This window comes from Thermophagus xiamenensis, from assembly GCF_900112795.1.
In the GTDB taxonomy this organism is placed as follows: domain Bacteria; phylum Bacteroidota; class Bacteroidia; order Bacteroidales; family Marinilabiliaceae; genus Thermophagus; species Thermophagus xiamenensis.
Genome location: NZ_FONA01000001.1, coordinates 230,973 through 247,120, shown reverse-complemented (window position 1 = coordinate 247,120; position 16,148 = coordinate 230,973). Strand labels below are relative to the sequence as shown.

Genomic DNA, 16,148 nt, shown 5'->3' with positions numbered 1-16,148 from the left:
TAAAAAAAATAATAAACACAAGAGTGTAAAGAGTAATTTTAATAAGATGAATGCATGGCCTTTCAACCGTAGAAGTTTTTTAAAAAAAATATCGTTTAGTGCTTTGGGCATGGGTGTATCATATAATTGTTTGGGTGCGCGTTCAATTAATGATGGTTTTCAAGGGGATTTATCATTAGATATAGAAGAAGAAAAAGCTTTTTGGACACCGGGTCGATTTAAAGGGATGCCAATAAAAGCCACTTTTATAGACGAAATAAGTTGGGATATACCACATCAGAATTGGGGGTATAAGGAGTGGGATGCCGATTTTGCTGCCATGAAAGATATGGGGATAACCACTGTGGTAATGATAAGAGCTGGCTTGGGTTGGTGGATAGCTGCCCCTTTTGAATCAATAATGAAAAGCGAAGATGTTTATTACCCGCCTGTAGATTTGGTAGAAATGTTCCTGACGTTGGCGGATAAGTATGGGCTTTCCTTTTATTTTGGTTTGTATGATTCCGGGCGACATTGGTTAAATGGGGATTATATGAAAGAGATTGATTTGAATATTTCCTTGATTGATGAAGTATGGGAAAAGTATGGGCATCATAAATCTTTTCAAGGTTGGTATCTATCACAGGAAATTAGTCGAAGAACAAAAAAGATGAGTAAAGTTTATGCTGAAGTTGGAAAATATGCCAAAAGTATTTCAGGAAATTTGCCAACATTATTGTCGCCATATATTCATGGTGTTAAAACCGACCAGGTGATGGCTGGAGATAATCCCCTTTCGGTTGAGGAGCATGAGGCCGAGTGGAATGAAATATTAGGGAATGTTAAAGGAGCTGTCGATATTCTTGCTTTCCAGGATGGGCAAGTTAACTACTTTGAGTTGTATGATTATTTAAAGGTGAATAAAAAACTTGCCGAAAAATATGGTATGAGATGCTGGACCAATATTGAATCTTTTGACAGAGATATGCCAATTAGGTTTTTGCCAATAAAATGGGAAAAGCTTTTGCTAAAGCTTGAAATGGCACGGAGAGCAGGCATGGAAAATGCCATAACTTTTGAATTTTCTCACTTTATGAGTCCTAATTCTACTTATCTACAAGCAGGCAATTTATACAAAAGATACAAAAATCATTTCAAAATTCTTTAAATCAGTTTTGTTAAACAGCATAAATAAAATTTTTAATTATGAAAAAGCTGTATTGTTATTTTCTTTTGCTTTTTTCTATGTTGGGCATTCAGGAAATTGTTGCACAGCATAGAGTTTCCGGGAAGGTGGTTGACGTAAAAGAGCAACCACTTGTTGGTGTAAATATTTTAGAAAAAGGTACTTCGCGTGGTGTGATAACCGATGTGGATGGAAATTTTTCCATTGAGGTGACAGATGAAAATGCGGTTTTAGTGTTTTCATTCATTGGTTTTGAAGACAAGGATGTTTCGGTTAGCGGTCAAGATTTTATTTATGTTACCATGGAGGAATCATTAGCTGAATTGGATGAAATTGTGGTGGTTGGATATGGTACTCAGAAAAAAGCCAGCGTAACGGGAGCTGTTTCGCAGGTTTCCGGTGAAAAGTTGTTGAAAGCTCCTGTGGGTAACATTTCTAATAAGTTAGGAGGAGTGGTCCCTGGGGTTATTTCTTTGCAACAATCTGGTCAGCCCGGTGCGGATGCTGCTAGTCTTTTAGTTAGAGGGTCGTCTGCAAAATATATTGTTGATGGTGTTGAAAGAAGTTTTTCGGAAATAGATCCTAATGAAATAGAATCTATCTCTGTTTTGAAGGATGCTTCTTCTGCTTCAATTTATGGATTAGATGCAAATGCTGTAATAATTGTAACCACAAAGAGGGGGAATGTGGAAAATTCACAAATTTCCTTCAATGGGGGCTATGGAATCAGCAAAAACACTCAAATGCTTGAAATGCTTGATGGACCTGAATATGCTTATTGGTATAATAAAGCTCGGGAAATGGACGGAGATGAACCGGTTTTTTCATCTGAACATGTTGAAAAAATGCTAAATGGCGATCCAACGGATGGCTGGGGCAATACCAATTGGTATGAAAAAACTTTTGGTATTGGTACCAACAAAAATTTTAATGTAAATGCCACTGGTGGAACAGAGCAAATTAAATATTTTACTTCTATAGGTTATTTCGATCAAGAAGGAAATGTTGAAGGATTCAGCTATGATAGGATTAACTTGAGGTCTAATATTGATGCGGTAATTGCCAAAAATCTTGACCTGAAGTTTGATATTGCTGCACGGGTGGAGAACAGAAAAAGACCTGGCTTTTCCGCAAATCCTAATGATTGGAATAACATCCCGCAACAAGCAATTCGTGCTCATCCCTATGTGGTGGAAGAGATAGATGGCATTCCTGTTTCTACCCGGACTGCCAGTTCGCATGTCAACCCAATAGCAGCATCTACAATGAGTGGGTATAATAAGACTAAAACCAATATCATTCAAACAAATATTGCACTTAATTATCGCTTCCCGTTTATTCAGGGTTTACAAGCGAAGTTTATGGTGGCTTACGATTTATCTAATCAAAATTCTAAAGCATTTTCTACGCCATATTATACTTATGTGGCAACTCCTCCCACATCACCTCAAGGTGATATAAGTTATTCTTATACTCATGATCCTCGGGGGAAAGTTGCCAGCCTGGTTGAGGGATCTTCCAAATATACGCATATAACTACTAACACAAGTCTTCGGTACGATAAACAACTTGGACTACATAATGTGTCGGCGCTAGCCTTGTTAGAGACTATTGATCGAGAAGGTAATAATTTCGGGGCATATGGTTATGGATTTGATATTCTGGAATTGGATGAATTGGATTTTGCAACATTGGATGAAAAAACTAAAGTTTCGGGTGGAAGCTATATTCAAAGACAAGTAGGTTTTGTCGGGCGACTTAATTATGACTATGCCTCTAAATATCTTGCTGAGCTTGCGCTTCGCTATGATGGGAGTTATGTTTTTGGCGGTATGGATGAAAGATGGGGTTTATTCCCGGCTGCTTCAATTGGTTGGAGGATTTCAGAGGAGAGTTGGTTCCAAAACCTGGAATTTGTTAATAATTTAAAAATTAGAGGGGGGATAGGTTTAACAGGTACCACCCAGATTCCACCTTATTATTATTTAAACACCCTATCGTTCTTAAATAATCCTGCTGTTGTAATAGGTGGTGCCGCTCAAAGCGGATTGTATACCTCTCGTCCGGCAAATACCAATTTGACCTGGGCTAAATCATTGCAATATAATGCCGGGTTCGATGCCATTTTATGGAAAGGTCTTTTAGGGATTGAACTGGATGTTTTCTACAAATACATCTATGACATGCTTAGCTCTGTAGATGCTACTTATCCGCCTTCCTTTGGTGGGTATGTTCCTGGTTATGCCAATAATAATAAACAAGATCATAAGGGCTTTGAGATAAATTTATCCCATCGACATAAATTGGGTGAATTTTCCTACAGTATTAATGCTAATGGTACTTATACCAAACGACGTTGGTTGCGATATGGAGATTCTCCGAATACCCCCGACTGGCTCAAACTTACCGGGAAAGAGGTTGGAGCTCAGGTAGGCTTTATCGCCGAAGGGTTATTCCAAAGTCAGGAAGAGATAGATAATTCTCCTTTGATTCCCGGGAAAGACGTCCGGGTAGGAGATATTAAATATAAAGATAGAAACGGTGACGGCGTAATAACTTATGAACAGGATAGAGGGTATATTGGAAAATCAGCATATCCAAAGTTTATTGGTGGTTTTTCTTTTACCGGAGAGTGGAACGGATTTGATCTTTCATTTTTATTTCAAGGTGCTTTAGGTCGGGATGTTGCTCTTACTGGTGTCTATAGCAGTGGTATAATGGATAACACGTCAATGACAAAACCGTTTTATCATGGTGGTAATTCTCCTAAATATCTTGTAGAAAACTCCTGGAGGGAGGATAATCCGCAGGGAGAATTTCCAAGGTTGGCTATCGTCTCTGCTAGTTCAAATAACGCATTTTCGTCTACATTCTGGTATAGAAATGGGAATTATTTGAGATTAAAAAATCTTCAAATTGGTTACACGTTTCCACCCAGATGGCTTTCGTCTATTGGAGTCAGTAGCCTAAGAATTTATGCTGAAGGTGAAAATTTAGCCACTTTTAGTGAATTGACTAAATATAATATTGACCCGGAACAACCTGGGGTTTCTAATGGATATTATCCTCAACAAAGAATCTATTCAATGGGTATTAAATTGACTTTTTAATTATGAATGTTATGAAAGATATAATTTTTCGAATAGGTCTTGCTCTGCTGCTGGTAGTCAGTTTTACCGGATGTAATGATTTCCTGGATACTACGCCTACAGACAGAATATCTGATGAAATTGTTTGGTCCAATAAAGAGAATGTCACACTTTATGTGAATGGGTTTTACCCATATATTGACCGATATGGAAATTTTGGATCGTCTCAGTTTAATGGTAATCTAACCGAAGGGTTAACCGAGACGCTGAAATATGGCTCGTATGTTCCCGGAAGTAAAGCCGGAGATGCTAATCTGTATGTGTTCGATCCGGAGGGTATATCTCCTTCCGGAAATCTACTGGATACATGGGCAGAAACTTATGAAAGAATTAGACGTGTTAATGAATTTTTAGTGGGTCTGGGGAAATATTCAGAGCTTGATGAAGAAACAAATAAGCTGTTTGAAGGACAGGCTAGGTTCTTTAGAGCATTCTTGTATTTTCAATTGGCTAAGCGTCACGGAGGGGTGATTTTGTATACCGACATGGACCTTCAGAAGGATAAACCTAGATCCTCAGAAGAAGAAACCTGGGATTTGATAGAAAATGACCTTGATTTTGCTGCTTCTGTTTTACCCAAGCAATGGGATCAATCCAATCAGGGACGTGTAACCAAGGGAGCTGCTTTTGCCTTTAAGTCAAGAGCCATGTTATACGCTAAAAGATGGGAAGCAGCAAAAAACGCTGCCGATTCAGTATTTAATTTGGGTGTTTACAGTTTAACTGAAAGGTATGAAGATGCCTGGAAAGGGGGAAATGCTGAGTCAATATTAGAATATAATTATCTGATAACCGGGCCAAATCATACTTTTGATAAAGATTATGCCACTTTTGGTGAAATCGAAAATCAGGGTGGAAGTGGAACCCCCACTCAAGAAATGGTTGAAGCTTATGAAAAATCTGATGGAACTAAATTGGACTGGTCGCCCTGGCATGTAGAAGGTGGAACTACAACACCGCCTCCCTATAATGAATTGGAACCTCGCTTTCATGCTACTGTTATTTACAATGGTTCAGTCTGGCAAGGGAAAGTTATGGAAAATTCAGTGGATGGAACTAATGGTCGATTCATGGGCTACCGTGAAGATACTTATCCTAAAGGTCGTACCACTACAGGTTATTATCTTAAGAAGTTTAGAGATGAAGCCCATACCGACCTGGTGACTTATAATAGTACTCAGCCATGGGTGGAATTAAGACTCGCCGAAGTATACCTGAATCGTGCCGAAGCTAACTATAATCTTGGAAATTTGGGTGAAGCCCTAGATGATTTGAATGAAATAAGAAAAAGAGTGGGTTTGCCGGCAAAGGAAGGATTATCAGAAGAGGAAGTATTTGAAGCTATTCGTCATGAAAGAAAGATTGAGCTGGCATATGAGGGGCATCTTTATTGGGATATGCGTCGATGGAGATTGGCCCATATTGAATATAATGATTACAGAGTTCATGGTCTGAAAATTTCCCCTGCTGAAGGTGGATATTTATATGAATATGTTGATTGTGATATGCAAGACCGTAAGTTCTTAGAAAAGACTTATGTGCTGCCCGTTCCTTATAGTGAGTTGGCAAATAATTCAGCAATCGAACAATATGATGAATGGAAATAAAAAATAGAATTATGAAAAGAAATATATTTTTTACGGTGATACTCCTTCTTGTTTATTTGACTGGTTGTCAAGAGCCTGATGAGTTGCTGCCTTCCATCTCCAGAGCAGGTATTAATAGTATTGTAGCTACATTCCCAGACGGAACAGGAGAATTTATCGGAACGGTACAGGAAGGATCCAATGAAATTATTATTCCGATCCCCTATTTTTACCCTGTTAGCAGCGATAATAGGGTAACTGAAGAAATGATTTCAAAAATGAGGGTTAGAGCAAATTTGGATGATAATGTTACGGTTAATCCCCCTCTTTTGTATATGGACTTGACTAAGGAAAATGTAATATTTGTGAAAGATCAGGTAGGGGAAATACATGAATATATTGTTCGTGGCGAAATTAGGAAAAGTTCAGAATGCGAGATCAAGGAATTTAAAATCCCGTCACTTGGTTTAACAGGAGTGATTAATGAGGCAACCAAAACAATCTCTCTGGTGGCTATAGGTGACCTTGAACCTGCTATTGCAGAAGTAACCTTATCTTTCCATGCAACTATTTCACCTGACCCTAGAGAACAAGCACTAGACTATAATAACGAGGTTGAGTTTGTTGTTACGGCTCATGATGGTGTAACACAAAACGTTTATACGGTTAAGAAAGAAATCCCGGAAAAACTTCCTTATGGAATTCGATCTGGTAGCGCGAAATTAATGTTTGCAAAAAAATTAAAAGCCGATATTGGAATCACAGTAGATCATTTGACGGGTGGGCTGGCAGTAGCCGGTGATTATATTGTTTTAAATACAAGAGGTGAAAATAGTATTTATTTGGATGCCAAAACCGGGGAAAAGATCGGGGAAATTGATTTAGGCTCAGTAAAAGGTAACTTGACGAATTTTTATAATACTGCCGATAAAGCCGGGAATATTTTAATCTGTAACCTTGCACCTAACGATGGCGCCTTTAAAGTTTGGAAACTATCAGATGTCTCTGGTTCGCCGGAATTATTGATTGAATGGGATGGTGGTGTAGCAGTAGGTCGTAAAATATCTGTTCAGGGCGATATTAACGGGAATGCCATTATTACTGCTCCGATTCTCAGTAATGGTCAACAGTTTGCAAGGTGGACTATATCAGATGGGAACCTTTCTTCTCAAACTCCTGAAATAATTACCATGAGTGGTCTTGCCAAAGGATGGACTACTAATTGTGATATTGTTTATACTTCTGGATCGGATGTTAATAGTGATTACTTTGTAGCCTCATATTCTGATAACACATTTGCCTGGGTCGATGGAACCACCAATCAAGTAAAACAAATGTTGGAGTCTATCAGTGTGAATTATATTCAAAATGCGGTTGATTTTATAGAATTTAATAATGCCCAATATGCTACTGTAAACTGGGTGAACAGCTTCACCTGGGGCGCAGCCGATATGGTGTGGTTATTGGATGTAACTACGAGCTCTAATTTTACCGGTAATTTAGAAACCGGGACTTGTCCTGCTGTGGTTTGGGAAACAACAAGAGATACTTATGGTGCAAAAGCTGTTACCCCTGTTGTTCCAAATGCTAATGGAACTGGTGATGTTGCTTTAAAAGTTTCTGAAGACGGGTTCTATCTATATCTCTATTTTATGTTTACCAATGGATATGTGGTAGGATATCAATTTGATTGTATCGATATGTAGTTAGTATTTTATGATTGCCCCCTAATTGGGGGCAATTAAATATAAATGTTTGTTCAAAACTAAAGGAAGGAGAATGCTATGATTCGCATAGTAAGATTTTTGGTAGTACTGTTTATCCCTTTCTTGATGTCATCGACTTCATGTGATAAGGATTCTGAATCTTTGCCTGAATGGGAATGGGATAATAATGAGGAAGACAATAATGATAAACCAAGAATTTTGTGGATAGATGCAGCTGCCAATTTTGTGGATTTTGCCAATAGTAAGGAAAATATTCTTCGTGATTTGCAAATAGCTAAAGATGCTGGTTTTACTGCTGTTGTTGTTGATGTTAGACCAACTACTGGTGATGTTTTGTTTGAAACCGACGTGGTTGAGCAAGTTAAGTGGTTAGGTGCTTGGTTGGAGCAGGGTTATTCAAAGGTAGAAAGAACAGCTACCTGGGACTATCTGCAGGCGTTTATTGATGCTGGTAAAAAGCTTGAATTGGATGTTTACGCTAGCATTAACACGTTTGTTGGTGGGAATTCTTCCAGTCTTGGGGAACAAGGAGCATTGTTTCGTGATTCCGAAAAAGAGGATTGGGCAACAAAATTACTTACAGAAACTGGGATTAAAAGCACATTAGAGGTTGGTGGAACAGGAGCAAAATTTTTTAATCCTGTTCGAGAAGATGTTCAAGAATATATCTTTAATATGTTGGAAGATTTAGCCGCTTATGATGGATTAAAAGGAATTATTTTGGATAGAGGGCGCTTTGATGGGATAGATAGCGACTTTTCTGATTATACAAAAGAGAAATTCGAGGAATACCTGGGTTATTCTGTTGAGAATTTTCCGGAAGGTGTGATGTCGCCAGACATCAAAGCCGGAAATTTACCATCAACCCTACCTGAATACTTTAAAAAGTGGCTGGAATTTCGAGCTAAAGTCATCCATGATTTTTTTGATAAAGCGGCTGCTAGGGTTAAAGCTGTTAATCCTGACTTGAGCTTCGGAGTTTATGTGGGGGGATGGTATTCTACATATTATGAAGTTGGTGTAAACTGGGCTAGTCCTAATTATGATACTGCTTCTGAATTTCCTGTTTGGGCTACGCCAGATTATAAAAAATATGGTTATGCAGATATTATGGACATTATTTTAATTGGAGCATATGCTAGCCCAACAAAAGTTTATGGAACCAATGAATGGACCATTCAAGGTTTTTGTTCTCAGGCTATGAGGAAGATTAAAGGCGATGCAACAGTCATTGGAGGACCTGATGTTGGTAATGGAGCGTGGGCAACTGCTAACGATGAGGTCATTAATAATGCTATTATTCAGTCGGTTGGAGCTGTGATGGATGTTTGTGATGGTTATTTCTTGTTTGATATGATCCACTTAAAGAAAAAAAATCAATGGGAAGTCGTTAAAGAAGGGATAAGTAATGTCATATCAACTGAAAATGGGGATTAATTTATAGCTTTCGTTGAGATTTTAAAGAAAAACTTTTGTTCAAAACAGAAAAAACGAGTCGGTTTTTACGATCTGAATTTCTGTCTATAAATGTCAATTTAGTATTATGGTAGATATTAAACAGGTGTTTTCTGCTCTATTGTTGCTTTTATTGATAAATAATTTAGACATTGCTGCACAGGGCAATTACTCAAGAGCTTCGCTGTGGGAAGATGATATTGCAAATTTTAAAAAAGAAGATGTACAAAATCCGCCTGATGAAGGTGGTATCCTTTTTATAGGAAGCTCCTCTTTTAGAGGATGGCGTTCGTTAGAGCAGGATTTCCCGGAATATAAGGTTATTAATAGGGCTTTTGGAGGGTCACATATGTCAGATCTGATTTATTTTTTTGCAGATGTTGTTCTTCCTTATAAGCCTTGTCAAATTATTGTTTATGAAGGCGATAATGATATTGCATCTGGTATGACGCCTGAGGAGTACTTGCAAGATGTTATCACATTTACCCGATTAGTGGAAATATTCCTACCAGGGACAGAAATTGCATTTGTTTCAATAAAACCTAGTCCGGCAAGAAAAAAATGGAGTGAGAAATATCAAGAAGCAAATCAATTAGTTCGTAGCTTTTGTCATGGCAAGCCTTACCTGAAGTTCATAGATGTTAGTCAATTGATGGTTGATAAAGATGGAAATATAAAGGCCGATTTATTCTTGTCAGACCTGCTTCATATGAAACCTTCAGGATATCAATTATGGAAAAATATTGTTCGTCCATATCTAAGCGAATGCGGGAAAAAGTAATTATTAATTTCATTATTAGATTTTAAAATTATGAAAAAAATAATCGTTTCAAGTATAGTGTTGATTTCTTTTTTGTTGGTTTTTTGTTCTCCTCAAAACAGGAAAAATCAAACCGATAAGCATATTTATATGTGGTTTGACTGTGAAGCTAATTATGGGCGATTGAGCTATCCTGATTCTATAAAATTTTATTTACAAAAAGTTAAAGATATAGGCGTAACGGATGTTGTGGTTGATGTTAAATCTATTATGGGTGAAACCTTGTATGATAGTGAAATTGCACCTTTTATGGATGAATGGCAAGGTGTAAAGAGAAGTCCTGAATATGATATGTTAGGACTGTTTATTGAAGAAGGAAAGAAATTGGGGCTGGGGGTTCATGCTTCAATGAATGTATTTGCCGGGGGACATAACTTTTATAACAGAGGAATTATTTATGGCGAACATGCAGATTGGCAATCTATAAATTATTGGTGCGATTCCATTGTCCCCATTTCTCAAATGAAATGGCACTATAACGGTATGTTAAATCCTGCCATCCCCGAAGTTCAAGAATATCAACTTGGTATAATAAAAGAATTGGTTCAGAAGTATCCGAAACTGGATGGTCTCATTCTGGATCGTGTGAGATATGACGGTATCACTTCTGATTTTAGTGAATTCTCAAAAAAAGCATTTGAAAAGTATGCTGGTCTAACTGTGGAAAATTTCCCTAATGACATTATTTATTGGGAAAAGGATGAAAATGATGATTACCAATGGAGACGTGGTAAATTATTCAATAAGTGGATTGAATGGAGGGCTTCGGTTATATATCATTTTTTTGAAAAGGCCCGCTCGGTAACTAAGCAGGCAAATCCCAATATTCTTTTTGGTACATATACTGGGGCATGGTATCCGGTGTATTATGAATTAGGGGTAAACTGGGCAAGTAAAAAGTATGACCCATCCAAAGATTACGATTGGGCTACAGAGAACTATAAAAACTTTGGATATGCCGAGCTTCTTGACCTATATATGACCGGACTCTACTTCTATGAAGTAACTATCGAAGAGGTTGAAAAACTTAATGAAGTTTCAATGGAAAAGAGGGGCGAAGCCGCTATGGGGGCTGGTAAAGATTATTGGTACTCGGTGGAAGGAAGTGCCAAGTTAGCTAACAAAGTGATTAAAGGGGTTGTCCCCGTTACCGGAAGTCTTTATGTTGAGCAATATGAGAATAATACCGGGCAGTTTAGCAGGGCTGTACAAATGGCATATAATTCGACCGATGGTCTAATGATATTTGATATTGTACACATTATAAATAAAGATTGGTGGGACGTTTTGGAAAATGCTATTTCAAAAGCCAAGGGAAATTAATAGCATTTTGAGGGTATGACTTTGTAATTTTTGGGAAGAGGAAAGTTTATTCTTCTGGTTTTAAATTTTTAACAAAAAACTATGAGGTGAAAATCTGACCATGAAATTATTTAATTTATTTACAGATAAAACTGCTCTTACAAATTTCAAATGTAAGAGATATATAAAAGGTCAGATTTTCATCTTCTAAAAAAGATCGATTAATGAACCTATCACTTATAGATATTAGTATTGTTTTGGCCTACCTGGTTCTTACTTTGTTTATTGGCTTTTGGCTTTCCCAAAGAGCTTCTAAGGACTTGCAGGCATATTTTCTGGGCGGGAACTCGATAAAATGGTATTATTTAGGCTTATCCAATGCTTCCGGAATGTTTGACATTTCAGGTACCATGTGGACGGTTACGATTGTGTTTGTGTATGGACTAAAAAGTGCCTGGATCCCCTGGCTGTGGCCTGTTTGGAATCAAATTTTTGTAATGGTATTTCTTGCTATATGGATGAGGCGGTCCAATACCATGACGGGAGCTCAATGGATTACCTTTAGGTTTGGGGATGGACGAGGCGGTAGGCTATCTCATATCATTGTGGTGTTATTCGCAGTGGTTAGTGTTATAGGTTTCATTGCTTATTTTGTAGAAGGAATAGGAAAATTTGCCACTACATTTTTTACCTGGGATTTATCCACTACGTTGTTTGGTTTCCATTTGACTTCGGAGCAAGTATATGCTCTTATTATTATTGCTATTACCACACTTTACACAATGAAGGGTGGAATGTATAGTGTGGTAAGCACCGAAGTGCTGCAGTTCCTGATTATGACTGTAGCTTGTATCTCTGTGGGAATTATTGCCTACAATAAGGTTACGCCGGAACAACTTTCTGCTGTAATTCCAAATGGTTGGACCGACTTTTGGCCAGAATGGAAACTGAACCTAGACTGGTCGAAAACATTTCCGGAACTTAACGACAAGATTGGTGCCGATGGGTATGAAATGTTTGGTATGCTATTGATGATGATGATTCTGAAAGGAATTTTTGCCAGTCTTGCCGGTCCTGTTCCCAGTTATGATATGCAAAGAGTTCTTAGTACCAGAACCCCGGCCGAGGCTGCCAAAATGAGTGGTTTAACATCCCTGGTGCTCTTTATTCCTCGTTATTTAATGGTTGGTGGGTTTGCTCTGTTAGGGTTGGTCTATCTCAAACCAGAATTAATGAAAATGGGAGCAAATATCGATTTTGAGATGGTTCTCCCATTGGCTATTCGGCAGTTTGTTCCTGTCGGAATAAAAGGTTTGCTTCTGGCAGGTTTATTGGCAGCCTTTATGGGAACTTTTGCTGCTTTTATAAACGCAGCACCAGCCTATCTGGTAAACGATTTATACAAAAAATATATTAATCCTGATGCGCACAATAAAAAGTTGGTCCGATATAGCTATCTCTCAAGTCTTTTGTTGGTAATGGTCGGGCTTATTTTTGGACTGTTCGCCAAGTCATTGAATAGCCTTACTTTATGGATTACTTCCTCTCTTTATGGTGGATATGCTGCCGCAAATGTTTTGAAGTGGATTTGGTGGCGATTTAATGGCATGGGTTATTTTTTCGGGATGTTAGGTGGACTTGTGGCTTCTGTTATAGTCCCATCTGCAGTAAGATTCTTTTATCCTGATGCCATTGATATTTATATGTATCCCATTATATTACTCATATCTATGGGGGCTTCGGTGGTGGCTACTCTTTTCTCCAAACCGGAAGATATGGAGACCATAAAGAATTTTTACAAACAAACAAAACCTTGGGGTTTCTGGGGGCCGGTAAAACGTGAGGTTATGAAAGAGGACGCTTCCTTTCTTCCCAACAAAGATTTTAAGAGAGATGTATTTAATGTTTTAGTGGGTATTACCTGGCAAATGTCTATGGTGGTTTTGCCATTGTTTTTTCTTTCAGGGCAGTATAAATCAACTTGGATTTCATTGGGGATTTTTGTTGCTACTTCTGTGTTATTGAAGTTTTTCTGGTATGATCATATTAAAAATATAAAATAATTATGGTGAGTTTTTTGGAAAAACGGCTTATAGGTAAATGGTTATTATTACCCTTTCTTTTAATAAATAGCGGTGTTCTATTAGGGCAGGAATCTAAAATTGATACTTCGTATGCAAACAACTACTATTTAAATAAACGAGCCTTGCATGAGACTGTTAAAGTTAGACCTTGGAACGTTGTTTTTCTTGGGAATAGTATTACCGAACGTGGGCTTTGGAGTGAATGGTTCCCTTCAATTCCTGTTTTGAATAGGGGAATTGGTGGTGATAATTGTTGGGGGGTTTATGCGCGCTTAGATTCTATTTTGGCAGGAAAACCTTCAATGATCATTTTAATGATTGGTATCAATGATCTCGGACGAGGAATCCCGGTTAATTTAATATTAGACAAATATGAGCAAATTATTCAAAAAATTAAGGATGTTAGTCCTCGTACCAGGTTGGTGTTGCAGACCGTATTACCCATAAATGAGGCAATTATATGGTATGATTATATGAAAGGTAAGACACCCAAAATTAATGAGTTAAATATCGGTATTCGAAAATTGGGAGCGGAATATAAACTAACCGTCGTTGATCTTCATGAATTATTTTCAAAAGAGAATGATCAGTTACCAGAAAACATGTGTGTTGATGGATTACATCTTAATGAGAAAGGATACCAAGTTTGGGTAGATTATTTCAAGACAAATATTTTCAATAAGTAAAAGAAGAAGAACAGGACTATTTAATAATAATAAACTGGATAGTTGGATGAGAATTAAAGGGACTTTTTTAGATGAGATTAGCCATGATATACCTCACCAAAACTGGGGTAGGAAGGAGTGGGAAGATGATTTCCGGTATATGAAAAAAGCCGGAATTGATACCGTAATCCTCATACGCGCAGGTTACGGCAAATGGCAAACCTTTCATTCAAATGTATTGACGAGGGAAGAAGGCGCTTTTACTCCGCCTGTAGATTTGGTGAAGATGTTTCTGGAATTGGCCGAACAAAACAATATGGATTTTTTCTTTGGGTTGTACGATTCAGGAAAATATTGGGTTGAAGGAAATTATCAGAAAGAGGTTGATGTAAATAAAAAGTTTATTGATGAGGTTTGGAAGAAATACGGAAATATGTCTGCTTTTAAAGGCTGGTATATTTGTCAGGAGATTAGTCGTAAAACAGGGCAAATAATAGACCTGTATGCTGATTTGGCTCATCACTGTAAGCTCGTTTCCAACGGATTACCTGTTTTAATTTCTCCATATATTGATGGCGTAAAGAATGTGAGTCAGTATTTAACAGATACTACAAGGAAAAATGGGGTTTCACTGAGACAGCATGAAACCGAGTGGAATGAAATTTTTGATGGTATTAAAAATGTGGTTGATATTGTTGCTTTCCAGGATGGTCATGTTAGTTATGAGGATTTAGAAAGCTTTCTACGCATAAATAAATCTTTGGCCGATAAATATGGTCTGGAATGCTGGACCAATTCAGAAACTTTTGACAGAGATATGCCTATTAAATTTTTGCCAATAAAATGGGAAAAACTGTTGTTGAAACTAAAAATGGCAGATTTGGCAGGCATTGAAAATGCCATTACGTTTGAGTTTTCTCATTTCATGAGTCCTCAATCGGCCTACTTGCAGGCAGGTCATTTGTACAATCGTTACATGGAGTATTTGGATCAATTAAAAAGTAAGAATAATGGATTTCAAAAAACTGGCTGCTCAATATAAGAATGAATTATTGAATAATGTTGTTCCTTTCTGGCTCACTAAATCCCAAGATCTAGAGAATGGAGGATACTTTACTTGTCTTGACCGCAAAGGAGATATTTATGACACGGATAAATTCGTTTGGCTGCAAGCCCGTCAGGTTTGGCTGTTTTCAATGCTTTACAATCGTGTAGAAGAAAAAACTGAATGGCTTGAATGTGCCAAACAAGGCGGTGAATTTTTGAAAAAATATGGGCATGATGGCAATGGAAACTGGTACTTTAGCTTGACTAGAGAAGGTAAACCCCTTGTCCGGCCTTACAATATTTTTTCGTACACTTTTGCCGCTATGGCTTTCGCACAGTTGGGGCTTGCTACTGGTAATGAAGAATATACTGCATTGGCATTGAAAACCTATGAACGAATTCTAGAACGTCAGGAAAATCCTAAAGGTAAATACAATAAAGCTGTTGTAGAAACTAGAAAATTAAGGAGTTTTGCCTTACCGATGATTATGTGTAATCTCAATATGGAGATGGAATTCCTGTTGGGCAAAGACTTTGTTGATGAATCGGCTGAGAAATTAATTGAGGAGGTGATGAATGTTTTTTACCGTCCAGAGTTTGGGTTGATTGTTGAAAATGTGAATTACGACGGCTCTTTTTCCGATACTTTTGATGGCCGATTACTCAATCCGGGACATGCTATTGAAGCCATGTGGTTTGTAATGGACCTGGCTGAGCGTTTGAACAGAAAAGATATTGTTCAAAAAGCTCAAACCATAACTTTACAAACCCTTAAACATGGATGGGATAATGAATTTTCTGGGATTTTTTATTATATGGATGCAAAAAATCACCCCCCGCAACAGCTCGAATGGGATATGAAACTTTGGTGGGTCCATCTTGAAACTCTTGTTTCTCTGCTTAAAGGATATTATCATACAGGTGAAAATGAAAACCTGGAATGGTTTAAAATTGTCCATGATTATACCTGGAAGCATTTTAAAGATAATGAGTACCCCGAATGGTTTGGTTATCTGAATAGAAGAGGTGAAGTAACTCATAACCTGAAAGGGGGAAAATGGAAAGGTTGCTTTCATGTACCAAGAGGTCTCTTTCAATGTTGGCAACTGCTCGAAAAATTAGCTTAAATAAGTTGTGGTTCTCTTGTT

11 protein-coding genes are annotated in these 16,148 nt (G+C 37.6%); all 11 read left to right on the top strand.

Annotated features, from left to right (window positions below; all coding sequences use genetic code 11):
* Positions 1-46 precede the first annotated feature (46 nt).
* The 11 genes from BM130_RS00940 (at position 47) to BM130_RS00890 (ending at position 16,127) form a co-directional block, all read left to right on the top strand.
* Complete coding sequence (locus tag BM130_RS00940; RefSeq protein ID WP_010526902.1) at positions 47-1,147, top strand: DUF4434 domain-containing protein; 1,101 nt, start codon at positions 47-49, stop codon at positions 1,145-1,147.
* 38 nt (positions 1,148-1,185) lie between these two features.
* Positions 1,186-4,275, top strand: coding sequence for a SusC/RagA family TonB-linked outer membrane protein (locus tag BM130_RS00935; RefSeq protein WP_010526903.1), 3,090 nt, complete (start codon positions 1,186-1,188; stop codon positions 4,273-4,275).
* 11 nt (positions 4,276-4,286) lie between these two features.
* The gene (locus BM130_RS00930; RefSeq protein ID WP_029626513.1) at positions 4,287-5,921 is read left to right on the top strand and encodes a RagB/SusD family nutrient uptake outer membrane protein; all 1,635 of its coding nucleotides are present in this window, start codon (positions 4,287-4,289) and stop codon (positions 5,919-5,921) included.
* Positions 5,922-5,932: 11 nt separating this feature from the next.
* Positions 5,933-7,606 carry a DUF5018 family protein gene (locus BM130_RS00925; RefSeq protein WP_237706101.1) on the top strand — a complete coding sequence of 558 codons (1,674 nt, stop codon included), beginning with the start codon at positions 5,933-5,935 and terminating at the stop codon, positions 7,604-7,606.
* A gap of 78 nt (positions 7,607-7,684) precedes the next feature.
* Positions 7,685-9,064: an alpha amylase family protein gene (locus BM130_RS00920; protein WP_010526906.1), complete on the top strand. Its 1,380-nt coding sequence runs from the start codon at positions 7,685-7,687 to the stop codon at positions 9,062-9,064.
* 106 nt (positions 9,065-9,170) lie between these two features.
* Positions 9,171-9,863, top strand: a complete 693-nt coding sequence (locus BM130_RS00915) for a GDSL-type esterase/lipase family protein (protein ID WP_010526907.1) — start codon at positions 9,171-9,173, stop codon at positions 9,861-9,863.
* Positions 9,864-9,893: 30 nt separating this feature from the next.
* Positions 9,894-11,225 (top strand): alpha amylase family protein, encoded by a 1,332-nt coding sequence (locus BM130_RS00910; protein WP_010526908.1) that lies wholly within the window; start codon positions 9,894-9,896, stop codon positions 11,223-11,225.
* A gap of 203 nt (positions 11,226-11,428) precedes the next feature.
* The gene (locus tag BM130_RS00905; RefSeq protein WP_010526909.1) at positions 11,429-13,267 is read left to right on the top strand and encodes a sodium:solute symporter family protein; all 1,839 of its coding nucleotides are present in this window, start codon (positions 11,429-11,431) and stop codon (positions 13,265-13,267) included.
* Between the two features lie 2 nt (positions 13,268-13,269).
* Positions 13,270-13,974 carry a GDSL-type esterase/lipase family protein gene (locus BM130_RS00900; RefSeq protein ID WP_010526910.1) on the top strand — a complete coding sequence of 235 codons (705 nt, stop codon included), beginning with the start codon at positions 13,270-13,272 and terminating at the stop codon, positions 13,972-13,974.
* A gap of 46 nt (positions 13,975-14,020) precedes the next feature.
* Complete coding sequence (locus tag BM130_RS00895; protein ID WP_010526911.1) at positions 14,021-14,995, top strand: DUF4434 domain-containing protein; 975 nt, start codon at positions 14,021-14,023, stop codon at positions 14,993-14,995.
* A complete protein-coding gene (locus BM130_RS00890; protein WP_010526912.1) occupies positions 14,964-16,127 on the top strand; it encodes a n-acyl-d-glucosamine 2-epimerase in 1,164 nt (387 codons plus the stop codon). The genes BM130_RS00895 and BM130_RS00890 overlap by 32 nt, the downstream gene beginning before the upstream one ends.
* Positions 16,128-16,148: the final 21 nt, after the last annotated feature.